This window comes from Pantoea sp. CCBC3-3-1 (genome assembly GCF_007981265.1).
Lineage (GTDB): Bacteria > Pseudomonadota > Gammaproteobacteria > Enterobacterales > Enterobacteriaceae > Erwinia.
Genome location: NZ_CP034363.1, coordinates 3421284 through 3445791, shown reverse-complemented (window position 1 = coordinate 3445791; position 24508 = coordinate 3421284). Strand labels below are relative to the sequence as shown.

Genomic DNA, 24508 nt, shown 5'->3' with positions numbered 1-24508 from the left:
CGCCAAAATGGGAACGTTCCCTTTTTCGGTTAGAAAGAGAATGGTTACACTCCGTCCGATCTAAAAACGTTTGAATTCATTTTAATAAAATAAAAATGGAAGGGACTTCCTATGGAAAAATTTTATGACGTTGATCGTCTGATTGAGCTGGTCGGCGGCGACGGCAATATTGCCGCTGTAAGCCACTGTATTACCCGGTTACGCTTCGTGCTTAATGATGCCAGTCAGGCCCGACCACAAGACATTGAAGCGCTACCCATGGTAAAAGGCTGCTTCACAAATGCGGGGCAGTTCCAGGTCGTTATCGGGCCAGACGTAGGGAAGTACTATCAGGCATTAATTGCGGCCACAGGACACAGCACGGCCGATAAAGAACAAACTAAAATTGCCGCAAGACAGAATATGAAGTGGTCTGAACGGGCGATCTCTCACTTTGCTGAAATCTTTTTTCCGCTGCTACCCGCGCTGATCAGCGGCGGCTTGATCCTCGGCTTCCGTAATATTATCGGTGATATTCCCTTCTCAGAAGGCCAGACGCTGGCACAAATGCACCCGGCCTGGCAAAACCTTTATGATTTCTTGTGGTTGCTGGGGGAGGCGATCTTTATGTTTCTGCCGGTGGCCGTCTGCTGGTCAACGGTTAAGAAAATGGGGGGAACGCCGGTACTGGGCATTGTTCTGGGTATTACCCTGGTTTCGCCGCAGCTCATGAATTCCTACCTGCTCGGGCAGCAGCAGCCGGAAGTCTGGAACTTCGGCTGGTTTGTCATTGAAAAAGTCGGCTATCAGGCGCAGGTCATTCCTTCCGTGTTGGCAGGCATGGCGCTGGCGTGGATTGAAATCAGACTAAAGAAACTGACCCCGGATTACCTCTATCTGGTTATTGTGCCGGTTGTTTCGCTTTTACTGGCCGTCTTCCTTGCGCACGCGGCAATCGGGCCTTTTGGCCGCCTGGTGGGTGACGGTATTGCCTGGTGCGTGAAGGCACTGATGACCGGCAGTTTTGCCCCGATTGGCGCTGCGCTGTTTGGTTTTTTGTATGCGCCCCTGGTGATCACCGGCATTCATCAAACTACCCTGGCGATTGATTTGCAGATGATCAACAGCATGGGAAGTACGCCGCTCTGGCCGCTGATCGCCCTGTCGAATATCGCTCAGGCCTCTGCCGTTCTCGGCATTATTATCATCAGCCGCAAGGCAAACGAACGGGAGATTTCTATCCCGGCAGCCCTTTCCGCCTATCTCGGCGTAACTGAACCGGCCATGTACGGTATCAATCTTAAATATCGTTTTCCCATGCTGTGCGCGATGATCGGGTCGGCTATCGCTGGCTTACTTTGCGGCCTGTATGGCGTATTGGCCAACGGTATTGGCGTTGGCGGGTTGCCGGGGATTTTATCGATTCGACCGCAGTTCTGGCTGATTTTTATGGCGGCAATGCTGATCGCGATAATCGTACCCATCCTGCTGACCGTTATGGTGTACCGACATAAAGCCCGTCGCGGATCGCTACCGGTTTAACGCACTCTCTGGCCCAGGAATGGGCCGCTTATGACAATAAAGGATTATCACGATGAGTGATGTACTTCCCTGGTGGCAGAACGGGGTCATTTACCAAATCTATCCAAAAAGCTTTCAGGACAGTACCGGCAACGGTTATGGCGATCTCAACGGCGTAACGTCGCGGCTGGACTATTTGCAGACGCTGGGCGTTGATGCTATCTGGCTGACGCCGGTCTACGTTTCGCCTCAGGTAGATAACGGCTACGACGTGGCGGATTACTACGATATCGATCCTGCCTATGGCACCCTCGCTGATTTTGAACGGCTGGTGGCTGCGGCGCATCAACGGGGTATCCGTATCGTCATGGATATGGTGTTTAACCATACCTCGACCCAACATCCCTGGTTTCTGGCCTCACAGGATCCGCAAAGCGCTTACCGACAGTTTTATCTCTGGCGTGAAGGCGATAAAGCGGGGCCGCCTAATAACTGGCGTTCTAAGTTTGGCGGCTCGGCCTGGCAGTGGCATGAACCCAGCAGGCACTATTATTTGCACCTGTATGCCCCAGAGCAGGCCGATCTGAACTGGGAACATCCGCCGGTACGTGAGGAGTTAAAGAAAATTTGCCGGTTCTGGGCGAATAAAGGCGTCGATGGTCTGAGGCTGGACGTCATTAACCTGGTTTCCCGCGAGCCGGGCCTGCCAAATGACGACAAAGGCGACGGCCGCCGTTTTTATACCGATGGCCCGCGAATTCATCAATACATGCAGGAAATGAGCCGTGAGGTATTTCAGCCTCTCGGCCTGATGACGGTGGGTGAAATGTCCTCCACCACGCTGGAAAACTGCCAGCAGTATGCTGCATGCGATGGCAGCGAACTCTCCATGACCTTTAACTTTCACCATTTAAAGGTGGACTATCTCAACGGGGAAAAATGGACCCAGGCCAGCCCAGACTTTGTTGCGCTGAAAACGATTTTTCACTACTGGCAGCGCGGTATGCATAATCGCGCCTGGAACGCGCTGTTTTGGTGTAATCACGATCAGCCGCGCATTGTTTCACGTTTTGGTGATGAAGGCGCATTGCGCGAGCCTGCCGCTAAAATGCTGGCAATGGTGCTGCATGGTATGCAGGGAACGCCCTATATCTATCAGGGTGAAGAAATTGGCATGACTAACCCTGGCTTTACCCACATTGACCAGTATCGCGATGTGGAAAGCCTGAATATGTATGCTGAATTACGCGCCGCGGGCCGCAACGAGTCTGAGCTGTTGGCTATTCTTGCCCGTAAATCCCGCGACAACAGCCGTACGCCAATGCAATGGGACAGCTCAGCGCAGGCTGGTTTCACCACAGGCACCCCCTGGCTGCGCTGCGCGCCAAACGCTTCGCTCATCAATGCAGAAGCGGCAGTAGCCGATCCCGATTCCATTTTTCACACCTATCGCCAGCTGATCGCACTGCGCAAGCAGTATGCACTACTGACGCAAGGCGATTATGAGGATCTGGCGCCACTCCACCCGATGCTTTGGTGCTATCGACGTCGCTGGCAGGATCGGCAGCTGATTGTCGTGGCGAATTTAAGCCGCGAGCCGCTGACATGGCAGCCTGGAGAAAACATGACTGCACCCGGCTGGCATCGCCTTATCAGCAACTATGCCGATGCGCCACGACAGCCGCAAGCGACAACACTGCGTCCGTTTGAAGCTATCTGGTGGCTGAAAAACTGACCTAATCAGGATTTTTATAATAAGGAAATTAAAATGACTGCCACAAAATCTCTGCAACAACTGTGTCTTTCTGTTCTGGTCAGCGGTATGGCCGCTGCACCCGCCCTGGCCGTAGATTTTCACGGCTATGCCCGTTCCGGCATCGGCTGGAGCGGAAGCGGGGGAGAACAACAATGCTTTCAGGCCAGCGGCGCACAAAGCAAGTATCGCCTGGGAAATGAATGCGAAACCTATGCCGAACTGAAACTGGGACAGGAAGCCTGGAAAGGGGGCGACAAAAGTTTTTACTTCGATACGACGCTTGCCTATGCGGTTTCCCAGCGCTCTGATTTTGAGGCGGTAGAACCGGGCTTTCGCGAAGTGAACATTACGGGCGTTAATCTGATTGACTGGTTGCCCGGCACCACGCTTTGGGCAGGTAAGCGTTTTTACCAGCGTCATGACGTGCATATGATCGATTTCTACTACTGGGATATTTCCGGACCGGGCGCGGGTCTGGAAAATATTGATACGGGTTTCGGTAAGCTTTCACTGGCGGTCACTCGTAATAGCGAGTCTGGCGGTTCACAGGGCTATCTGGACACGCAGCGCGATGAGCGGCCAACCATCAATGACGTTTTTGATATCCGTTTCGCTGGGCTTGAGACCAATCCGGGCGGTTCGCTCGAGCTGGGAATAGATTACGGTCGTGCCAACGTGCAGGATGGCTATCGGCTTCAGGAGGGCGCAAGCAAAGCGGGCTGGATGTTCACCGCGCTGCACAATCAGCACATCCTGAAGGGCAATAATATCCTCGCCGTGCAGTATGCTACGGATTCCATGACGTCGCTGAATAACGGTCGCAGCGAGGGCGCCTCAGTGGATAATAATGGCCGTATGCTGCGAGTATTGGATCACGGGGCTGTCGATTTTAACGATCGATGGGGCCTGTCTTACGTCGCAATGTATCAGCATATCGACCGCGACAATCAGAACGGTTCAGAATGGTATACGCTGGGCATGCGTCCCATGTACAACTGGACGCCGATCATGAGTACCCTGCTGGAGTTTGGCTACGACAATGTTAAATCGCAGCTTACCGGCCAGCGCAACAGCCAGTATAAAGTGACCCTGGCACAGCAGTGGCAGGCGGGTACCAGCGTTTGGGCGCGTCCGGCACTTCGTCTGTTTGCCACCTATGCAAAATGGAATGAGAAATGGGGATATGCCACGGCGGACGACAGCGGTTTTGTATCAGGGACGGCCTACAGCGATACCAGCCTGAACACATTTAGTCGGGGTAATAATGATGAAGTGACCTTCGGCGCGCAGATGGAAATCTGGTGGTGATGGTGGCGTGCACGCGCTAAAACAGCCGCGCAAGCTTATCGACCGCGTTAATAATCTCCGCTCGTTGTAGAACGGAGAACCCTAACAGCCAGCCTTCCTCTCTTACCGCCCCCTGATACAGCGGCGACAGCCGTGGCAAAATCAGCCCTGCGTTAAGCGCTGCCCGCGTAAGCCGTTCTTCTCCGCCGCCCGGCAGCGTCACCGTTAGCTGTAATCCGCCGCTGTGGCTTTGCGGCCTGAGCCTGTCACCGAGTTTTTCAGCCAGCTGCGTCAGCAACAGATCGCGACGGCTGGCGTACAGCTTACGCATCAGCCGCAGATGCGCCTGAAAATGACCATGAATGATAAAGTCCGCCGTGACGGCCTGCATCAGTTGGGCGCTGTGTCCGTCCATGACGCTGCGCATCCGACAAAAAGGCTCGACCAGCGCGGGTGGCACCACCAGATAAGCCAGCCGCAGGGAAGGGAACAGCGCCTTTGAAAATGTCCCGAGATAAAGCACCCGACCGTTATCATCAAGGCCCTGAAGCGCAGGCATTGGCTGCTCATCGTAGTAAAATTCGCTGTCGTAATCGTCTTCAATCAGCCAGCTGTCGTGCTTGTTAGCATAAGCCAGCCATTGCAGACGTCGTGACAAACTCATGGTGACGCCGGTGGGATATTGATGTGAAGGCGTCAGATAAATCAGCTTCGCTCGCCCCGTGTCGGGGATTTTTGCGCCCCGATCGTCGAGTTCCAGGCCGCTAATTTCTGCTCCGGCACTGACAAACGCGTTAAAAGCGCCGCTGTAGCCTGGCTCTTCCAGACAGATTTTTTCACCCACATCGCACAGCAGCATCGCCAACATTTTCAGCGCCTGCTGGGAGCTGGTGAGGATTATCACCTGCTCAGCCGCGCAGCGCACGCCGCGTGACTGCGCGAGATAGCGTGCAACCGCCTGGCGCAGTTCTGGTAATCCCTGCGGATCGCCATAGCCCATCACGGTTTCCGGTGACCGTAAGCGTTGCGCGGTCAGACGTCGCCAGATGTCATGAGGAAAGACGCGCAAATCAGGCGAGCCTGCGGCAAACGCCTGTGGATAAAGCGGATCCCGGCAGCCTCCGGTAGCAACGATCTTTTTACCGCGAGAGGAAAGCGCCAGCGGCGCGGGCTGCGCCATTTTTCGGACTCGCCGCGGTGGTTCCAGCGCAATGGCGACAAAAGTGCCTTTACCGATGTTACGCACTAAATAACCTTCGCTTTCCAGCTGCGTGTAGGCGGCTTCTACCGTCACCCGGGACAGTGACAAATCGGCAGCCATCAGGCGTGAGGAAGGGAGCCGCTCGCCCTGTGGCAATGTTCCGCTAACGATTAACTGGCGCAGCGTTGCACACAGCTTGTCCCGCAACGTTTGCGCCTGCTGAGAAGCAAAAATCTGGATTAGCGGAACCTTGTTCAGTGACATAGTGGTCTTATTGGCCTGGTGAAATGGGTCCTGTTGTTAAGGCCATTTCACCGTATCATTGAGCCAGACACTAATCAAAGGAGTTGTGATGATGACCGTTTCTGCCGTTTTACAGTTTCCTCCGCCGTCTGCTCAGCAGAGCGAACGTTGGCTTAGCGAAAAGCTGGCTCATTATGCCGATGCCTGGGATGTGGCGCAGGATTTAGCCAGGGGGATCGCCGATATTGTGGTCATTGATACCCGATCGCCAGAGCAGTATCAAATGGGGCATATCTGCGGTGCAATCAGCTTCCCTCATCGCACCATGAACGCGGAAACCCTGGCGGATCTGGACAAAGAAAAAGTCTATATCACCTACTGCGACGGGATCGGCTGTAACGGCTCGACCAAAGGCGCATGGAAGCTGGCAACCGCAGGGTTTCGGGTAAAAGAGCTGATTGGCGGGCTGGATTTCTGGCGGCGTGACCAGCATCCGGTCACCCCAGGCGATGCGGTGGGCGAGTGGCCACCGCAGACGGTTTTAGCGGACTGCGGCTGCTGATATCAGAGAAAAATCCACAGCAAAAAGCCGATCAAAATCAGCACGGCAAAGGCGGTAAATGCCGGACGGTTCACCAAAGGCAGCAGCACTGGCGGCACGTAGCCAAACAGCGGCTGCGGATTGATTTCACTGTCGGCGACCGGCTGTTCCTTAAGGCGTTCAGCACGACGGGCAAACAGCAGATTCATTAAATCCTGCGCCTGTGCCGGGGTGAGTATCGCCTGAGGTGGCAGCTGGAAGCGCTGTTGGCTGGCGTCTTCCAGCATGCGTTGTTCAGCATGATCCGGCGGCACTTTCAGAGAAGAAAGCAGCGTTGGAAGCGTTGGCGCAGCGTGGTGACTCAGCGTCTGACTCACCTGCAAATATTGCGTGAGCAGCGGGAACAAGCGGGACGGGATAGGATCGCCGCTGTGCAGGTTCACCACTTTTAATGCGGCAGCCCACAGCTTAACCGGCTGTTCGCCTGTGGCGGCCGCCAGCTTCGAAATCTGCTGATTTAATGCGTGATGCTCGGCAGGCAGCAGCGTTCGGTCAGTAATGCGATTCTGCTGCGGCTGCGGGATCGCCATCTGCCCGTTTTGCAGCATGGTTAACACCTGACGTAACTGGTCTGGGTTAAGCGAACTGAGAACGGTATGGCCAAACTGCTGGCGAATAAAATCGCTCACAGCCTGACGGTTATTGCCCTGGGGCAACAGGTCGCTTAACTGCTGAAACAGCTGGCGCGTGGCGTGCGTATTCTGCACCTGAGAGAGGCGCGTATTCAGAAACTGCTCGGCAGCGGGATAGTGACGGGATAATAAGCCAGCATCATTTTTTACGCCGACCTCGTGCCGCATTCCAGCCCACAGTTCAGGAGACTTTAACGAGCTGAGCGACATGATTTTGACAATCAGCCTTTCCAGCGTGGTGCGCTGAGCCGGGGTCAGCGGCTGATCGCCGGGGCCGGTACGAGGCGAGGCCGATCCGGCATCGACTTGCGTACGATTGCCGGGGAGCGGCGCACCTGGGCCACTTAAAGGTTGCATGGCAAAATCCTTAACTCACAGGTCAATATCCGGGGCGCGCCGGAAAAGGGGGATTCGCTATGATAACAATCCCGCCCTGCGATAGGTAGTAGCGGGACGCCGCGCAGGGGGAATTATTTTACAGGCCGGTTAAGGAGTGGGCTGTTCCGACTGTGGTCGTTTCCTGAATCGCAGCGGCGTGCGCAAACGCTGAGCAAGAATAACGCCAAACAGCGCGATGCCGCCGCCAATAAAGTGATAGCTGTGCAACGCTTCATGTAAAAACGCAACCGCAATGACGGCAGTAAAAATCGGCGTCAGGTTCATAAAAATGGTAGCGGTATTCGCGCCCATCCGTATCACGCCCTGAATCCACAGGAAGGGAGCGATAATGGAAGCGGGGATGCCGGCAAACAGCACCAGCGGAATATTATGGGCATTAAGAGAAATATCCTGCGCCAGGAAAAAGCCCGGCGTCAGCAGGATTACCCCGAAAACAATTTGCACATAGAGGCTCTGCCAGTTGGGCAGCGGGATTGCCCAACGTTTGGTGAGAACGCCATACAGGGCGTAGGATGTCGACGCGGCAAACATCATTAGCTCACCTTTTCCTAATCCGTGCGTCAGCAGCTGTTGAGGATTACCCTGACTGACCAGCCAGATCAGTCCGCTAAGCGATAAAACCGCACCGAGAACAATCCCCAGCGTTGGTGCCAGTCGTAATACCACCATGCTGATTAAGACCGTTAACAGCGGGATCAGCGAAGCCAGAATTCCCATAAACAGTGCGCTAACGCTATAAGCAGCATAGTAAGCCAGGCTCTGATAGAGCACCATTCCCAGCAGGCCAAGGACCAGCAGCTTCCACCACAGCTTTTTAATTTGCTGGCGGTTGCGCCAGACGGCAGGCAATACAAACGGCGTCAGGGTTATTAACGCCACCAGCCAGCGATAAAAAGAGATCGCGGCCGGATCGATAGCGCCAGCCGAAATTTTACTGACGATAGCATTCACCGACCAGATCAACACGGCCAGCAGCGGAAACATAAAATTCATCAATTTACCTGGAGTTAAGTGAACGACAGCCAGTGTACGCTTGCCCTGTTTCAAACGAAAAATGATAATTTGATCCAGCCGTTGATTTGTGGAGCGATTTTATGGATGCAGGGCGTAATAAGAAAGGCTGCAACGACTGGGTCGAACTTCGTCGTGATGAAGAGACCCGCATCGAAAGCGTCCATGCGCACTTCAGGGGGCACGCCTACGACCCTCACGATCATGATGAAATCCTGCTGGGCGTTACGCAACAGGGCTTGCAGCGCTTTAACTGTCACCGTTTTCTCCATACCAGCACGCCCGGCCAGGCCATACTTATTGAACCCGGTGCGGTTCATGACGGGCATGCGCCCGAGCAGGATGGCTTTACCTATCTCATGCTTTACCTGCCGCAGCCTTGGGTAACGGGCATGATGCAGCAGCGTGGCCTGGGGGATGTATCGACGCTGGAAGCCGGCTTTCGGCATACGCTGACCGGGGATCCGTTGCTGATCGCCGCCATCCAGCAGGCCTTTTTTGCCATCCATCATAATGAAGGTCGGCTGGCGCGCGATCAGAGCCTGGATCATCTGCTTTCGCTGCTTGGGCGGCATATTCAGGCACGGCCGCTTTCCCTGCTTGATGGCTCTGTCGGACAGATGAATTTGCTGAGATCTTATCTGCACGATCGGATGGCATGCGACATCGGACTGGATGAGCTTGCGCACTATAGCGGATTAGATCGCTTTCGCCTGAACCGACAATTTAAAAAGGCGTTTGGACTCTCGCCGCATGCTTACCTGGTTCGTCTACGGTTACGAACTGCCCGCGTGCTGCTTGCCCAGGGTCTGGAACCGGCGCACGTCGCCGCGACGGTTGGTTTTGCCGATCAGAGCCATTTGGGACGCTGGTTTCAGCGCGCTTATCGCATGTCTCCGGCTTTGTATCAGCGTCAGTGCACAAACGTTCCAGACTGAACAACAGCAAATCTGTCACTCTCTTGTTTCAACCAGTAACAGGAGAGAAAGTGATGTTTGATACGAAAGTAGCGATTGTGGTGCGCGACGATCTGGCGGTCTGGCAGAAATTAAACGTCGTCGCGTTTCTCGCCACGGGAATTGCCTCCGCCTCGCCTGAAATGATGGGCAAGCCCTACGTCGACGCGCTTGGACGGCAGTACGGTAATCTGTATGGGCAACCGATGCTGATTTTTTCCGCCGATCTGGCGGATTTGCAACATGCTCACCGGAAAGGACTGGAACGCGAACTGACGCTGATTCCTTATGTGCAGGCGATGTTTTCAACCGGAAACGATGAGGCCAACCGGGAAGTTTTTATGGCGGAGGACGCCAGTAATCTGTGTCTGGCTGGGCTGGCGTTGCGTGGGCCAAAAAAGCAGGTAGATAAGGTCATTAAAGGACTTTCGCTACATCCCTGACGACAGATTGCCGAACGCCGCACTTCAGGGTTATCCCCTCGGTGGGATTATGGCAGAATACCGCCCCTCACTGTTTCAGAGCAGGAACCCAATTGTGAAGATTCTCGTTGATGAAAATATGCCCTATGCCCGCGAGCTGTTCAGCCGCACGGGCACCGTGGTTGCCGTGCCGGGCAGGCCGGTGCCGCAGGCCGAGCTGGATGATGCCGATGGGCTGATGGTGCGCTCGGTAACAAAAGTGAACGCTGAGCTGCTCGGCGGCAAACCGGTAAAATTTGTCGGTACGGCGACGGCGGGTACCGACCATATTGATGAGACATTCCTGCAAGAGCAGGGGATTGGTTTTTCTGCCGCGCCGGGCTGCAATGCTATTGCCGTGGTGGAATATGTTTTCTCCGCTTTATTGCTGCTGGCGGAACGCGATGGCTTTTTGCTGAAAGATCGCACCGTGGGGATTGTCGGCGTCGGCAACGTTGGCGGCCGTTTACAGGCTCGTCTGGCGGCGCTCGGTATTCGGACTCTGCTTTGCGATCCGCCTCGCGCCGATCGCGGTGACGAGGGCGAGTTTCTGCCGCTTTCAGAGCTGGTGGCCGAAGCTGATATCCTCACTTTCCACACGCCGCTGTTTAAGCAGGGTGAATACAAAACGCTGCATCTGGCCGACGAAGCGCTGCTGCGGGCGCTGAAGCCGGGCACCATCCTGATCAATGCCTGCCGTGGTCCGGTCGTGGACAATACCGCCTTGCTGAACGTGTTGCAGCAGCGTCGCGATCTGAGCGTGGTGTTAGACGTCTGGGAACCGGAGCCGGAACTTTCTCTGCCGCTGCTGGATAAGGTGGACATCGCGACCGCGCATATCGCCGGCTACACGCTGGAAGGTAAAGCGCGTGGCACAACGCAGGTTTTCGAGGCCTGGACACAGTTCCTTGGACAACCGCAACAGGTCGAACTCGCCACGCTGCTTCCTGCGCCAGAGTTTGGTGAAATCACGCTGCACGGCGAGCTGGATCAGCCAACGCTGAAAAGACTGGCCCATCTGGTGTATGATGTGCGCCGCGATGATGCACCGCTGCGAAAAGTAGCCGCCATCCCAGGCGAATTCGATCGCCTGCGCAAAAATTATCTGGAGCGCCGCGAGTGGTCTTCACTGCGGGTAATCTGTGATTCTGAGCAGGCCGCGGTGTTGCTGAAGCAAATTGGCTTCAATGCCGTTTTCAAATCGGCCTCGTAAAAATCTGAATTGCCGGGCGGTGGACTCACCGCCTTTTGTTTTTTATGTCATTGTCTGGAGTAAACCAACATGTCTGACGGCTGGAACATTGCGCTACTTGGCGCGACAGGCGCAGTAGGGGGAGCTGTACTGGAATTACTGGCTGAACGCCAGTTCCCGGTTGGTGAGCTGCATTTGCTGGCGAGCGAACGCAGCGCGGGCGAAAACCTGCGTTTTGAAGGAAAAACTCTGCTGGTAACCGATGCCAGTAATTTCGACTGGTCACAGGTGCAGCTGGCCTTTTTCGCTGCCGGTCGCGAAGCCTCAGCGCGTTATGCAGACGAAGCGGCAAGCGCGGGCTGTCTGGTCATTGATACCAGCGATCTGTTCGCGCTGGAACCGGACGTGCCATTGGTCGTACCGGATGTGAACCCTCAGGTGCTGGCCGACTACCGCAACCGCAATATTATTAGCGTAGCGGACAGCGTAACCAGCCAGCTGCTGTGTGCGATCAAGCCGCTGGTGGATCAGGCTGGCCTGAGTCGTTTGCAGGTGACCAGCCTGATTGCCGCCTCTGCTCACGGCAAAGCCGCCGTGGACTCGCTGGCGGGTGAAGCCGCTCGTCTGTTGAACGGTCTGCCCGCTGAAGAGACCTATTTCGGCCGTCAGCTGGCCTTTAACATGCTGCCGCTGCTGGCCGATGCGGAAGGTAGCGTATTGCAGGAGCGCCGCCTGATCGATCAGGTACGTAAAGTGATGCAGGACGAAGGCTTGCCGATCACCGTCACGACCGTACAGGCGCCGGTGTTCTACGGCAACGCGCAGATTGTGCATATCGAAAATCTGCGCCCAATGTCGGCAGAAGAGGCTCGTGACGCGCTGTTGCAGGCAGAAGATATTGCGCTGTCTGATGAGGACGATTATCCCACTCAGGTTGGTGATGCTTCCGGCAACGTACAGCTGAGCCTGGGCTGCGTGCGTAACGACTACGGCGTGCCGGAGATGCTGCAGTTCTGGTCAGTGGCGGACAACGTACGCTTTGGCGGCGCGTTGATGGCGGTCAAAACCGCTGAGAAGCTGGTGCAGGAGTATTTTTACTGATGTCAGCAGCAGATTTGCCGCAGCAAACGGTAAAACTGGCGCTCGGCATTGAATACGATGGCAGCCGTTATTACGGCTGGCAGCGCCAGCAGGAAGTCCGAAGCGTACAGGAAAAGCTGGAGAAGGCGCTGTCGAAAGTCGCCGATCATCCGGTCGTGGTGTTCTGTGCCGGGCGTACCGACGCAGGCGTTCACGGAACGGGTCAGGTTGTGCATTTTGAAACGACCTCACGGCGTAAAGATGCTGCCTGGACGCTGGGGGTAAACGCGAATTTGCCGGACGATATTGCGGTGCGTTGGGTCAAGCCGGTCACGGACGATTTTCACGCTCGTTTCAGCGCCACGGCGCGCCGTTATCGCTATGTGATTTATAACCGTCGGTTACGCCCAGCGATTTTACACGGCGGCGTCACGCATTTTTACCATCCGCTGGATGCGGAAAAAATGCAGCGTGCAGGCCAGGCTCTGCTCGGCGAGAACGATTTTACCTCGTTTCGCGCGGTGCAGTGTCAGTCACGTACGCCCTGGCGTAACGTCATGCATCTGAACGTCAGCCGTTTTGGCGCTTACGTGATAGTGGACATTAAAGCCAACGCGTTCGTGCATCATATGGTGCGTAACATAGTAGGCAGCCTGATGGAAATAGGGTGTGGGAATCAGCAGGAAAGCTGGATGGCCGAGCTGCTGGCGGCGAAAGATCGCACGCTGGCTGCGGCGACCGCCAGAGCGGAAGGGCTCTATCTGGTCGCGGTCGATTACCCGGAAAAATATGATTTACCCCGTCCACCGATGGGACCACTGTTCCTCGAGGATTAACCCTGGCCTGGAGTATTAAGGATACATCTATGGAAATGATTCACACCGTGATCGATTTTATTCTGCACATTGATGTCCATTTGCAAGCGATGGTTGCGCAGTACGGCGTCTGGATTTATGCCATTTTGTTCCTTATCTTGTTCTGCGAAACGGGGCTGGTTGTGACGCCGTTTTTGCCTGGCGATTCGCTGCTGTTCGTGGCGGGCGCGCTGGCGGCAATTCCTGACAGCGCGTTAAATGTCCACGTCATGGCGTTGCTGCTGTGCGTGGCAGCGATTGCGGGTGATGCGGTGAACTATACTATTGGCCGGTTGTTTGGCGATAAACTGTTCAGCAATCCGAACTCAAAGGTATTCCGTCGCAGCTACCTTGATAAAACGCATCAATTTTACGAGCGTCACGGTGGGAAAACGATTATTCTGGCGCGCTTCGTGCCGATCGTTCGCACCTTCGCACCTTTTGTCGCGGGCATGGGTAAAATGTCTTATCGCCATTTTGCGCTGTTTAACGTGACGGGGGGGCTGCTTTGGGTGCTGCTGTTCTCGTATGCCGGATTTTTCTTTGGCAACCTGCCAGCGGTACAGAAGAATATTCACTACCTGATTATTGCGATAATTCTGGTTTCGGTCCTGCCGGGCGTGATAGAAATTTTGCGCCATCGTCGTACGGCTCGCCAGACGAAATCACAGTAACAAATCGCCAAACTGCCGCCCGAAGGCCAGATTTTTATCCACAGCATCGGGCGGTTATGGTTTAATGAGCGACATTATGGTCTGCGCCGTTGCGGCGTGGAAAAAGAAAACTGGTTTCACCAGGTTCAAACAGAAAGGTCATCAATGAGCTGGATTGAACGAATTCTCAATAAGAGCACTATCACCCCCTCGCGCAAAGCCAGTATCCCTGAAGGGGTCTGGACCAAGTGTGACAGCTGCGGTCAGGTTCTGTACCGCGCCGAGCTGGAGCGCAATCTGGAAGTTTGCCCGAAATGCGATCATCACATGCGTATGCATGGTCGTGAACGTCTGCACAGCGTGCTGGACGAAGGCTCAATGATTGAGCTGGGCAGCGAGCTGGAGCCGAAAGATCTGCTCAAGTTCCGGGATTCAAAAAAATATAAAGATCGTCTGGCTGCGGCTCAGAAAGAGACCGACGAGAAAGACGCGCTGATCGTAATGAAAGGCACGCTGCACGGCATGCCGGTGGTGGCTGCGGCCTTTGAGTTCTCCTTTATGGGCGGCTCAATGGGTTCGGTCGTTGGTGCACGTTTCGTGCGTGCGGTTGAACAGGCGCTGGAAGATAACTGTCCAATGATCTGCTTCTCTGCATCCGGTGGTGCTCGCATGCAGGAAGCGCTGATGTCGCTGATGCAGATGGCCAAAACCAGCGCGGCGCTGGCGAAGATGCAGGCTCGCGGCCTGCCTTATATCTCCGTGCTGACCGACCCGACCATGGGCGGCGTTTCCGCCAGCTTCGCGATGTTAGGCGATCTGAACATTGCGGAACCGAAAGCGCTGATCGGCTTTGCAGGTCCCCGCGTTATCGAACAGACCGTTCGCGAGAAGCTGCCACCTGGCTTCCAGCGTAGTGAGTTCCTGATCGAGAAGGGCGCCATCGATATGATCGTGCGTCGCCCGGTGATGCGCTTCAAGCTGGCGAGCATTCTGGCGAAGATGATGAATCTGCCGGAGCCGCAGGAAGAAAAACGGCAAGAACCCGCTGAAGAGGCCGGGCAGAGCCACGAAGCCTGACTGATTTACGAAAGGGCGTAAATGCCCTTTCACCAATGAACCGTAACGTTGTGAACGGGACACATGGATAATCTTCCTCAAGCCACGTCGCCTCTGGTCACGTGGCTTCATTATCTTGAGAATCTTCATACTCAAGCTATCGAACTCGGGCTAACGCGCGTTCAACGCGTGGCAAAGCAGCTCGACCTGTTAACGCCTGCGCCTGTTGTTTTCACCGTTGCCGGAACGAATGGCAAAGGGACTACCTGCCGTACGCTGGAAACGCTGCTGATGGCTGCAGGTTATCGCGTTGGCGTCTACAGCTCACCGCATCTGCTGCGTTACACCGAACGCGTGCGTATTCAGGGTGAAGAGCTGGCCGAATCCGATCACACCGCCTCGTTTGCCGATATTGAAAAAGGGCGCGGCGACACCTCCCTGACCTATTTTGAATACGGCACGCTTTCTGCGCTCTGGCTGTTTAAACGCGCTGCGCTTGATGTGGTGATTCTGGAAGTCGGGCTGGGCGGTCGTCTTGATGCCACCAATATTGTTGATGCGGATGTTGCTGTCATCACCAGCATTGCGCTCGACCATACCGACTGGCTGGGGCCGGATCGTGAAAGCATCGGACGTGAAAAAGCCGGGGTATTCCGCAGCGGTAAGCCCGCTGTCGTCGGTGAACCGGATATGCCCCACACTATTGCTGAGGTGGCTGACAGCCTCGGTGCACGCCTGTCAAAACGCGGTCGTGACTGGACTTTCAGCGTGGGCGAGGGGAGCTGGTCATTTAGCGACGCAAAAGGCACGCTCAGCGGATTGCCTTTACCGCAGGTTCCTTTACCCAATGCGGCTACGGCCATCGCTGCGCTGCGCGCGTCTGAGCTGAAGGTGGATGACGCTATCGTTACCGGCTGGCTGGATAAGGCAATTTTGCCTGGCCGTTTCCAGACGGTCGCCGACGCGCCACGCGTGATTCTGGATGTTGCGCATAATCCGCATGCGGCAGGCTATCTCGCGGGTCGGTTGAGCGAACTGCCAAAAACCGGCAAGGTGCATGCGGTGGTCGGTATGCTGCATGATAAAGACATTGCCGGCACGTTGGCGTGTCTGACCTCGCAGGTGGATTCCTGGTATTGCGCCCCGCTGGAAGGGCCACGCGGGGCGACGGCAGAGCAGCTTAGCGCTCACCTGCCTGGCGCAGGGGTTTTTACCAGCGTGGCAGAGGCGTATCAGCAGGCGCGCTTAAAAGCTCAGGAACAAGATATTGTGCTGGTGTGTGGTTCGTTTCACACTGTGGCGCAGGTAATGGAAATGCTGGAAACGGAGAGCGGCAGTGGCAAGTAAGTTTCAAAACCGTTTAGTCGGCACCGTCATCATTGTAGCCCTGGGCGTAATTGTTCTGCCGGGACTGCTGGACGGCAAGAAAAAGCACTACAAAGAAGAGTTTGCCGCGATCCCGCTGGTGCCCAAACCAGGCGATCAGCAGGAAACGGACAGTGTGCCACCGGTGACACAGTCTCTTCCGGCACAGCCGCCGGAAGGCGCAGGCACTGCGCTGGGTGGCCACAGCAGCGAAAACACCTCTCAGGCGGAAAGTGGCTCTACTGCACCTCAGTCGGCCAATCAGCCTACTGTTGTTTCGCCGCCGCCGATGAAAACCGAGCCGCAGAAACCGGTTGAGCAACAGAAACCGGCCGAAGCGCCGAAGCCGGTAGAAAAACCCAAAACGCAGCCAAAGCCGGTTGAAAAACCGGAGCCGCAGCCAAAACCTGAGACAAAGCCGGAAAGTCGTCCTGAACCGCAGCAGGCACCTGCCACGCAGGAAAGTGCGCCAGCAGGGCAGGCTTACGTGGTGCAGCTGGGGGCATTGAAGAATGCCGCTAAGGTGAACGAGATCGTCGCACAGCTACGCCTGTCGGGTTATCGGGCCTTTACCGTGCCATCAACGCCGGTACAGGGCGCGATCACGCGGATTTACGTTGGCCCGGATGCGTCGAAGGCGAAGATGCAGGCTGCGGTCGGTGAACTGAAAGGCATCTCCGGGCTGGGTGGGGTAGTAAAACCTTACAGCGCCCGCTAGCCCTGTCAGGCTCTCGCTATTATTGCGAAAGCCTGTGCCTTTCAAGCCGTGTTAGTGAAGGTCTCCGCTGCGAAATAAAAACGCAGGGCGGCCTTTTTTTATATAACTATCAGCTAATTAAACCAGTTGCATTGGATGGGGTTTTTCCCGTTCCAGCCCTGGGGTGACGGCTGTTTTTTTGCGCAAAACGTTTTGCGTAAGCAGGTTACGGAAAACCTACGCAAACGTTTTCTTTTTCTGTTAGAATTCGCCCCGAACTACAGGTCGCCTCCCGCTGTTGCAGTATCACCACGTGCAACAGCGGGAGGCGACCTTAGGGGCACAGTCGCTGGAAGAGTTCATGGTCTGGATAGATTACGTCATTATTGCGGTTATTGGTTTTTCGGCTCTTGTCAGCCTGATCCGCGGGTTCGTTCGGGAGGCATTATCACTCGTCACCTGGGGTTGCGCATTTTTTGTCGCCAGTCATTACTACTCCTTCCTTGCCGTCTGGTTTACAGGATTTGAAGACGAACTGGTTCGAAATGGCATAGCCATTGCGGTGTTGTTCATCGCCACGCTGTTAGTCGGGGCGATTGTCAATTACGTGATTGGTTCGCTGGTTGATAAAACCGGCCTGTCGGGTACCGACAGAGTGCTTGGGGTTTGTTTCGGGGCATTACGTGGCGTACTGATTGTGTCGGCCATTCTGTTTTTCCTCGATACCTTCACCGGCTTTGCCAAAAGCCCGGACTGGCAACAGTCCCAGCTGGTTCCCCAGTTTAGTTACATTATCAGGTGGTTTTTTGACTACCTGAAAAGCACGTCGAGTTTTTTACCCCGGTAATCAAACCGGGGGTGCGGCTTATGAGGAAATGACCATATGTGCGGTATTGTCGGGATCGCCGGTTTCATGCCGGTCAACCAGTCGATTTATGACGCGTTAACGGTGCTTCAGCACCGTGGGCAGGATGCCGCAGGCATCGTCACCATTGATGCATTAAACTGCTTCCGCCTGCGTAAAGCAAACGGCCTGGTGAGCGATGTATTTGAAGCCCGCCATATGCAGCGTTTGCAGGGCAATATGGGGATCGGCCACGTTCGCTACCCGACGGCGGGAAGCTCCAGTGCTTCCGAAGCGCAGCCCTTCTACGTCAACTCGCCTTACGGCATTACGCTTGCGCACAACGGTAATCTGACCAACGCTCATGAACTGCGTAAACAGCTGTTTGAGAGCGGTCGTCGTCACATTAACACCACATCAGATTCTGAAATTCTGCTCAATATTTTTGCGGTTGAGCTGGATCGTTTCCAGCATTATCCGCTGGAAGCTGAAAACATTTTTGCCGCTGTGGCCGCTGTCCATCAGCAGGTTCGCGGCGCTTATGCCTGCGTGGCGATGATCATCGGACACGGTCTGGTGGCGTTTCGCGATCCTAACGGCATCCGTCCTTTAGTGATTGGCAAGCGTGCGATGGCGGATGGTCGTACGGAATACATGGTGGCTTCTGAAAGCGTGGCGCTGGATACGCTGGGCTTTGAGTTCCTGCGCGATGTGGCGCCGGGCGAAGCGGTGTTCGTGAGCGAAAAAGGGCAGCTCTTTACCCGTCAGTGTGCGGAAAACCCGAAATTCAATCCGTGCCTGTTTGAGTACGTCTACTTTGCCCGCCCGGATTCATTCCTGGACAAAATCTCCGTTTACAGCGCACGCGTCCGTATGGGCACCAAGCTGGGCGAGAAAATCGCGCGCGAATGGGAAGATCTGGACATTGACGTTGTTATTCCAATTCCGGAAACCTCCTGCGATATCGCGCTGGAAATGGCCCGCATCCTTGATAAGCCATACCGTCAGGGATTTGTGAAGAATCGCTACGTTGGCCGCACCTTTATTATGCCAGGCCAGCACCTGCGCCGCAGCGCGGTTCGCCGTAAGCTGAACGCTAACCGTGCTGAGTTCCGGGGTAAAAACGTGCTGCTGGTGGATGACTCTATCGTGCGTGGCACCACGTCCGAACAGATCATTGAGATGGCGCGTGATGCTGGCGCGAAGAAAGTCTATCTGGCTTCTGCCGCCCCGGAAATCCGCTTCCCGAACGTCTACGGCATCGATATGCCAAGCGCGACGGAGCTGATTGCCCATGGCCGTGAAGTGGAAGAGATTCGCCAGCTGATTGGTGCTGACGCGCTGATTTTCCAGGATCTCAACGACCTGATCGAAGCGGTGCGTGAAGAGAACCCGGATATCGCGCAGTTTGAGTGCTCGGTATTTAACGGCATCTACGTGACGAAAGATGTCGATCAGCAGTATCTGGAGTATCTGCAGTCGCTGCGTAACGACGATGCGAAAGCGATGGCTCGCCAGAACGAAGTTGAAAACCTGGAAATGCACAACGAAGGCTAATGCCCTTGCGTGCGTCAGCAGGTATGATGGGCCGGAAGCGATTCCGGCCCATTTTTTATTTTTCAGGTAAGGACGAATATGAAACGACTCATTATCGGTATCTCAGGCGCCAGCGGCGCGATTTATGGCGTTCGCACGCTACAAATCTTACAGCAGGTCAGCGATGTGGAAACGCACCTGGTAATGAGTCAGGCCGCACGCCAGACGCTGGCGCTGGAAACCGACTACTCCCTGCGTGATGTGCAGGCGCTGGCGGACGTGGTGCATGATGCGCGTGATATTGCTGCCAGCATCTCCTCCGGATCGTTTAAAACCGACGGCATGATGATTTTACCCTGTTCGATGAAAACCCTTTCCGGCATTGTGAATAGTTACAGCGACGGTTTGCTAACCCGGGCCGCAGACGTGGTGCTGAAAGAGCGGCGACGTCTGGTGCTGTGCGTACGCGAAACGCCGTTGCATCTGGGGCATTTGCGGATGATGACGACGGCGGCAGAATTGGGGGCGATTATCATGCCACCGGTTCCTGCTTTCTATCACCGACCGGACAAGGTGATGGACATCGTGGACCAGACGGTTAATCGCGTTCTCGATCAGTTTGACGTTACGCTCGATAAAGATCTGTTTACGCGCTGGCAAGGTGCATAACCCCTTTTTTGACGCATTTTTTTGGTGCATTTACCGCTGCTGAATCGCTTTTCGTGCAGCAAGTGCACCAAAACAGATCATCTTTACCTCTCCTTTTCTCCTGACCTGCTATAGATATTTAGTCAGCTGGCATACAGACGGGTCTGCCCCTCAGTCTGGCCTCTTCAGGCGGCGATCTGCCTCAGACAGTCAAACTGGCACGGAACCTGCACGTGCTCTGCGCTGACACACCACTAATATAAGAAAATTGAGGGTAATCTATGAAAAAGCAGGTTCTGGCTCTTTCTTTGCTGCTGGCTCTCGCCTCGGCCGGGAGCGCTTTTGCTGCCGCACCGAAAACGCTGCGCATCGGCACCGATCCTACCTATGCGCCGTTTGAAGCTAAAAACGCGCAGGGACAGCTGGTTGGATTTGATATCGATCTGGCCAATGAAATTTGCAAGCGTATGGAAACGAAGTGCACCTATGTTGAAAGTGACTTTGATGCACTGATCCCTTCGCTGAAAGCGAAAAAAATCGATGCAATTATCTCTTCTCTTTCCATCACTGAAAAACGCCAGCAGGAAATTGCTTTCTCCGAAAAGCTGTATGCGGCTAATGCCCGCCTGATTGCGCCGAAAGGCTCCCCGCTCCAGCCGACCGAAGCATCGCTGAAAGGGAAAAACATTGGTTTGCTGCAAGGGACGACGCAGGAAATCTATGCCAACCAAAACTGGCGGCCAAAAGGCATTACCATTACGCCTTATGCTAATCAGGACCTGGTTTATCAGGATCTGACCGCGGGCCGTATCGATGCGGCTTTCCAGGACGAAGTCGCCGCCAGCGAAGGTTTCCTCAAACAGCCTGCGGGTAAAGACTATGCTTTTGCGGGTCCGGCGGTAAAAGATGAAAAAATCTTTGGCGTGGGAACGGGCATCGGCATGCGTAAAGATGATGCCGGGCTGAAAGCGGCGATTGATAAAGCCTTCGATGAGATCCGCAAAGACGGCACTTACGACAAGCTGGCGAAAAAATATTTCGATTTTGATATCTACGGCGGTTAATAAAAACCTGTCATGGGGGCCAGCTGGTAAGCGCTGGCCCCCATTTTGTCTCGCTCAACCAAAGACAGGAACTCCTGATGCTGTATGGCTATTCTGACGTTATTTTTAAAGGCGCGATGGTAACGCTGGAGCTGGCGCTCAGTTCCGTGTTGCTCTCCGTCATTTTGGGTTTAATTGGCGCCGGGGCCAAACTTTCCAGCAACCGTCCGCTGCGGATGATTTTTGAAGGCTACACCACTTTGATCCGCGGCGTACCCGATCTGGTATTGATGCTGCTGATTTTTTACGGGCTGCAAATTGCGCTGAATCAGGTGACAGATCTGCTCGGTTTCGAACAGTTTGATATCGATCCGATGGTTGCCGGGATCATTACGCTGGGATTTATCTATGGTGCTTACTTCACGGAAACGTTTCGTGGTGCCTGGATGGCGGTGCCGAAAGGGCAGATTGAAGCCGCCACGGCTTTTGGTTTCACCGCTTCTCAAACGTTCCGCCGTATCCTCTTTCCCGGCATGATGCGCTACGCGTTGCCGGGCATCGGTAACAACTGGCAGGTGATCCTGAAAGCGACCGCGCTGGTCTCGTTGCTGGGGCTGGAAGATGTGGTTAAGGCCACCCAGCTGGCGGGGAAAAGTACCTGGCAGCCGTTTTATTTCGCCATCGTCGCTGGCGTGATTTACCTGATTTTTACCACGCTTTCCAATGGGGTGCTGTGGTGGCTGACGCGTCGCTATTCGGTGGGCGTAAGAAGGGCTGAATTATGATCGATATCGTGCAGGAATACTGGAAAGCCCTGCTGTGGACGGACGGATATCGTTTTTCCGGCGTGGCCATTACGCTTTGGCTGCTGATTATCTCCGTTGTACTGGGCGGCTGCATGGCGGTATTGCTGTCAATTGCCCGCGTCTCACCCGTCAGGGCAGTGCGTTTCCCGGTCTGGCTGTTCACCTATATTTTTCGCGGAACGCCGCTCTATGTGCAGCTGCTGGTCTTTTATTCCGGCATGTATACGTTGGAGGTGGTAAAAGGCAACGAGCTGCTGAACGCTTTCTTCCGTAGCGGCCTGAACTGTACGCTGTTGGCACTGACGCTAAACACCTGCGCTTATACCACTGAAATTTTTGCCGGGGCCATTCGCGCCGTGCCGCATGGTGAAATCGAAGCGGCAAGGGCTTATGGATTTTCCACTTTTAAGCTCTACCGCTGCATTATTCTGCCGTCGGCGCTGCGAACGGCGTTGCCGGCCTACAGCAACGAAGTCATTCTGATGCTGCATTCGACAGCGCTGGCATTTACGGCAACCGTTCCCGATCTGTTAAAGGTGGCGCGCGATATTAACGCAGCGACCTACCAGCCATTTGTGGCTTTTGGCATTGCCGCCGTGCTGTACCTGATTATCTCGTATGTGTTGATTAGTCTGTTCCGCAAGGCGGAAAAACGCTGGCTGGCGCACGTGAAACCCTCATCGACTCATTGAGTAGAACTATGGCCGACAATAAATTACACGTGACCGAACTGCATAAACGTTATGGCGAGCACGAGGTGCTGAAAGGCGTATCGCTGCAGGCGAAAGCCGGAGATGTGATCAGCATTATCGGCTCTTCCGGCTCCGGGAAAAGTACGTTTTTACGCTGCATCAACTTTCTGGAAAAACCCAGTGAAGGATCGATCTCGGTCAATAATCAGCTGATCACGCTGGTACGCGATACCGATGGCCAGCTAAAAGTAGCTAATAAAGAACAGCTGCGTGCGCTGCGTACCAGCCTGACGATGGTGTTTCAGCACTTCAATTTGTGGAGCCACATGACGGTGCTGCAAAACGTGATGGAAGCGCCAATACAGGTGCTGGGACTGAGCAAAGCGGAAGCGCGGGAGCGGGCTATTCGCTATCTGGACAAGGTCGGTATCGATGAACGCGCCCGCGCCAAATATCCGGTAAATCTCTCTGGTGGACAGCAGCAGCGTGTTTCCATTGCCCGGGCGCTGGCAATGGAGCCGGAGGTATTGCTGTTTGACGAGCCCACTTCGGCGCTCGATCCAGAGCTGGTTGGAGAAGTACTGAGGATCATGCAGAAGCTGGCAAAAGAGGGGAAAACCATGGTGGTGGTGACGCATGAAATGGAGTTTGCCCGCCATGTCTCCAGCCATGTGATTTTCCTGCATCAGGGCAAAATTGAGGAAGAAGGCCCGCCGCATGAGCTGTTCAATCAGCCGAAAAGTCCGCGCTTGCAGCAGTTTCTGTCTGGCGCGTTAAAATAGTCTTTGTCCAGGCGGTGGTCGCCGCCTGTTGGTAAAGCGGTGTTGGCTGCATGCATGACTCCCCGGCCGCTGGGTGAATAAGCTGCCGGGGAGTCATGCGCGCCGTAATTTCACACTACATCGGCCAGCGCTTCATCCAGCTGATACCAGCGGAAGCCGAAGCCGGACTCTTCCAGGCGCTTTGGTAACACGTGTTGGCCACCCAATATCAATACTGACGATTCGCCCATCATTAACTTGATAGCGCTGGCCGGCGTACGCATAAAAGCCGGACGATGCATCACATGCCCCAGCGTGGCCGCAAACTGCTCATTTCGTACGGCATAAGGCGCCACCATATTAAAAGGGCCGCGCAGCTCCTGATGATCCAGCAGCCAGAGAATGGCATTCAGCATGTCGTCAAGATGGATCCACGGCATATACTGTCGCCCGCTTCCAATCGGGCCGCCAATGCCCAGCTTAAAGGGCAGCTTCATTTTGCTCAGCGCACCGCCTTCCTTCGCCAGCACCACGCCGGTACGTAGCAGACAGACACGGGTTTTTTCACTGTCGGCGCTTTGCGCCAGTGCTTCCCAGTGCGCGCACAGCGTGTGGGTAAACTCATCATGGCCAGGATCGTCTTCGTTTAGCACCAGTTCGCCGGTGTCGCCGTAATAGCCGGTGGCCGACCCTGAGATAAACACAGCGGGCGGGGTGCTGCTGGCATTGATCAATGAGGCCAGCCGTTCGGTAATCAGCCAGCGGCTTTCACAGAGCCGCTGCTTTTGATGATCGGTCCAGCGTTTATCGGCAATCGGCTCGCCTGCCAGGTTAATAACCGCATCTACCTGATTCAGGTCATGCTGTTGTTCCAGACCGGACCACAGGTTCACCTGGTCGCCCAGCTTCCTGCGTGCGCTAACCACATCACGCGTGACGACGCTTATGCTATCGCCTCGCGCGAGGAGGCGAGGAATAAGATGGCTGCCAATCAGGCCAGTGCCGCCTGTAAGTAAAATATGCATGCTGTCTGCCCTCATAAAAGTGAAAAGCTTGCCACAAGCTTAGGTGATGTTTGGCGGAAGGGTTGTGAGCTTTGTCCGCTAAGTCTCAGTCAAAAAACGCCGCAGTTGGCATCCTGAACCCGGCATCATTCTGGATTATACGTTTGGCTATGCAGAGTGATTGCCTTCTGGTTAAAAAATGGGTAAACAGGTTGCAGACCCCACCTTGT

General features: G+C 55.0%; 24 protein-coding genes. 20 read left to right on the top strand and 4 right to left on the bottom strand.

Features of this window, described 5'->3' with window-relative positions; translation table 11 throughout:
- Positions 1-111: 111 nt before the first annotated feature.
- The 3 genes from treB (at position 112) to EHV07_RS16015 (ending at position 4564) form a co-directional block, all read left to right on the top strand.
- Positions 112-1521, top strand: a complete 1410-nt coding sequence (treB, locus tag EHV07_RS16025) for a PTS trehalose transporter subunit IIBC (RefSeq protein WP_147199001.1) — start codon at positions 112-114, stop codon at positions 1519-1521.
- A 52-nt stretch (positions 1522-1573) separates the two neighbouring features.
- Complete coding sequence (gene treC, locus EHV07_RS16020) at positions 1574-3235, top strand: alpha,alpha-phosphotrehalase (RefSeq protein ID WP_147199000.1); 1662 nt, start codon at positions 1574-1576, stop codon at positions 3233-3235.
- Between the two features lie 87 nt (positions 3236-3322).
- Positions 3323-4564, top strand: a complete 1242-nt coding sequence (locus EHV07_RS16015; RefSeq protein WP_371419697.1) for a maltoporin — start codon at positions 3323-3325, stop codon at positions 4562-4564.
- A gap of 16 nt (positions 4565-4580) precedes the next feature.
- On the opposite strand, the gene EHV07_RS16010 is transcribed toward EHV07_RS16015, so the two are convergent.
- Positions 4581-6008 carry a PLP-dependent aminotransferase family protein gene (locus EHV07_RS16010; RefSeq protein ID WP_147198998.1) on the bottom strand — a complete coding sequence of 476 codons (1428 nt, stop codon included), beginning with the start codon at positions 6006-6008 and terminating at the stop codon, positions 4581-4583.
- A gap of 88 nt (positions 6009-6096) precedes the next feature.
- Here EHV07_RS16010 and EHV07_RS16005 point away from each other — a divergent pair, with 88 nt between their 5' ends.
- Entirely contained in the window at positions 6097-6549 is a 453-nt protein-coding gene (locus EHV07_RS16005) for a rhodanese-like domain-containing protein (protein WP_147198997.1), read from the top strand.
- A 2-nt stretch (positions 6550-6551) separates the two neighbouring features.
- Here the strand turns inward: EHV07_RS16005 and flk are convergent, their stop codons facing one another.
- On the bottom strand, positions 6552-7577 hold the full coding sequence (gene flk / locus EHV07_RS16000) for a flagella biosynthesis regulator Flk (RefSeq protein WP_147198996.1): 1026 nt from the start codon (positions 7575-7577) through the stop codon (positions 6552-6554).
- Between the two features lie 129 nt (positions 7578-7706).
- Complete coding sequence (locus EHV07_RS15995; protein ID WP_147198995.1) at positions 7707-8612, bottom strand: DMT family transporter; 906 nt, start codon at positions 8610-8612, stop codon at positions 7707-7709.
- 101 nt (positions 8613-8713) lie between these two features.
- Here EHV07_RS15995 and EHV07_RS15990 point away from each other — a divergent pair, with 101 nt between their 5' ends.
- From EHV07_RS15990 to hisP, 16 genes are all read left to right on the top strand, one after another.
- A complete protein-coding gene (locus tag EHV07_RS15990) occupies positions 8714-9568 on the top strand; it encodes an AraC family transcriptional regulator (RefSeq protein ID WP_147198994.1) in 855 nt (284 codons plus the stop codon).
- A 53-nt stretch (positions 9569-9621) separates the two neighbouring features.
- Positions 9622-10029: a DUF2000 family protein gene (locus EHV07_RS15985; protein ID WP_147198993.1), complete on the top strand. Its 408-nt coding sequence runs from the start codon at positions 9622-9624 to the stop codon at positions 10027-10029.
- 94 nt (positions 10030-10123) lie between these two features.
- Positions 10124-11260, top strand: a complete 1137-nt coding sequence (gene pdxB / locus EHV07_RS15980) for a 4-phosphoerythronate dehydrogenase PdxB (protein WP_371419645.1) — start codon at positions 10124-10126, stop codon at positions 11258-11260.
- A gap of 69 nt (positions 11261-11329) precedes the next feature.
- On the top strand, positions 11330-12340 hold the full coding sequence (locus tag EHV07_RS15975) for an aspartate-semialdehyde dehydrogenase (protein ID WP_147198991.1): 1011 nt from the start codon (positions 11330-11332) through the stop codon (positions 12338-12340).
- Positions 12340-13155, top strand: coding sequence for a tRNA pseudouridine(38-40) synthase TruA (gene truA / locus EHV07_RS15970; protein WP_147198990.1), 816 nt, complete (start codon positions 12340-12342; stop codon positions 13153-13155). Before EHV07_RS15975 ends, truA begins: the two co-directional genes overlap by 1 nt.
- 29 nt (positions 13156-13184) lie before the next feature.
- Entirely contained in the window at positions 13185-13847 is a 663-nt protein-coding gene (locus EHV07_RS15965) for a DedA family protein (RefSeq protein ID WP_147198989.1), read from the top strand.
- Between the two features lie 144 nt (positions 13848-13991).
- A complete protein-coding gene (gene accD, locus EHV07_RS15960) occupies positions 13992-14903 on the top strand; it encodes an acetyl-CoA carboxylase, carboxyltransferase subunit beta (protein WP_147198988.1) in 912 nt (303 codons plus the stop codon).
- Between the two features lie 63 nt (positions 14904-14966).
- Positions 14967-16229, top strand: coding sequence for a bifunctional tetrahydrofolate synthase/dihydrofolate synthase (gene folC / locus EHV07_RS15955; protein WP_147198987.1), 1263 nt, complete (start codon positions 14967-14969; stop codon positions 16227-16229).
- A complete protein-coding gene (gene dedD, locus EHV07_RS15950; protein ID WP_147198986.1) occupies positions 16219-16965 on the top strand; it encodes a cell division protein DedD in 747 nt (248 codons plus the stop codon). Before folC ends, dedD begins: the two co-directional genes overlap by 11 nt.
- 340 nt (positions 16966-17305) lie before the next feature.
- A complete protein-coding gene (gene cvpA / locus EHV07_RS15945) occupies positions 17306-17791 on the top strand; it encodes a colicin V production protein (RefSeq protein WP_147198985.1) in 486 nt (161 codons plus the stop codon).
- 36 nt (positions 17792-17827) lie between these two features.
- Positions 17828-19345 (top strand): amidophosphoribosyltransferase, encoded by a 1518-nt coding sequence (gene purF, locus EHV07_RS15940; protein ID WP_147198984.1) that lies wholly within the window; start codon positions 17828-17830, stop codon positions 19343-19345.
- Between the two features lie 78 nt (positions 19346-19423).
- Positions 19424-19993, top strand: a complete 570-nt coding sequence (locus tag EHV07_RS15935; RefSeq protein ID WP_147198983.1) for a UbiX family flavin prenyltransferase — start codon at positions 19424-19426, stop codon at positions 19991-19993.
- A gap of 260 nt (positions 19994-20253) precedes the next feature.
- The gene (argT, locus tag EHV07_RS15930; RefSeq protein WP_147198982.1) at positions 20254-21036 is read left to right on the top strand and encodes a lysine/arginine/ornithine ABC transporter substrate-binding protein ArgT; all 783 of its coding nucleotides are present in this window, start codon (positions 20254-20256) and stop codon (positions 21034-21036) included.
- A 77-nt stretch (positions 21037-21113) separates the two neighbouring features.
- The gene (locus tag EHV07_RS15925; protein WP_147198981.1) at positions 21114-21800 is read left to right on the top strand and encodes a histidine ABC transporter permease HisQ; all 687 of its coding nucleotides are present in this window, start codon (positions 21114-21116) and stop codon (positions 21798-21800) included.
- A complete protein-coding gene (locus EHV07_RS15920; protein ID WP_147198980.1) occupies positions 21797-22513 on the top strand; it encodes an ABC transporter permease in 717 nt (238 codons plus the stop codon). The genes EHV07_RS15925 and EHV07_RS15920 overlap by 4 nt, the downstream gene beginning before the upstream one ends.
- A gap of 8 nt (positions 22514-22521) precedes the next feature.
- Positions 22522-23295 carry a histidine ABC transporter ATP-binding protein HisP gene (gene hisP / locus EHV07_RS15915; RefSeq protein WP_147198979.1) on the top strand — a complete coding sequence of 258 codons (774 nt, stop codon included), beginning with the start codon at positions 22522-22524 and terminating at the stop codon, positions 23293-23295.
- Between the two features lie 110 nt (positions 23296-23405).
- Here hisP and EHV07_RS15910 read toward each other — a convergent pair whose 3' ends face one another.
- Entirely contained in the window at positions 23406-24299 is an 894-nt protein-coding gene (locus EHV07_RS15910; protein ID WP_147198978.1) for a TIGR01777 family oxidoreductase, read from the bottom strand.
- Between the last annotated feature and the right edge of the window lie 209 nt (positions 24300-24508).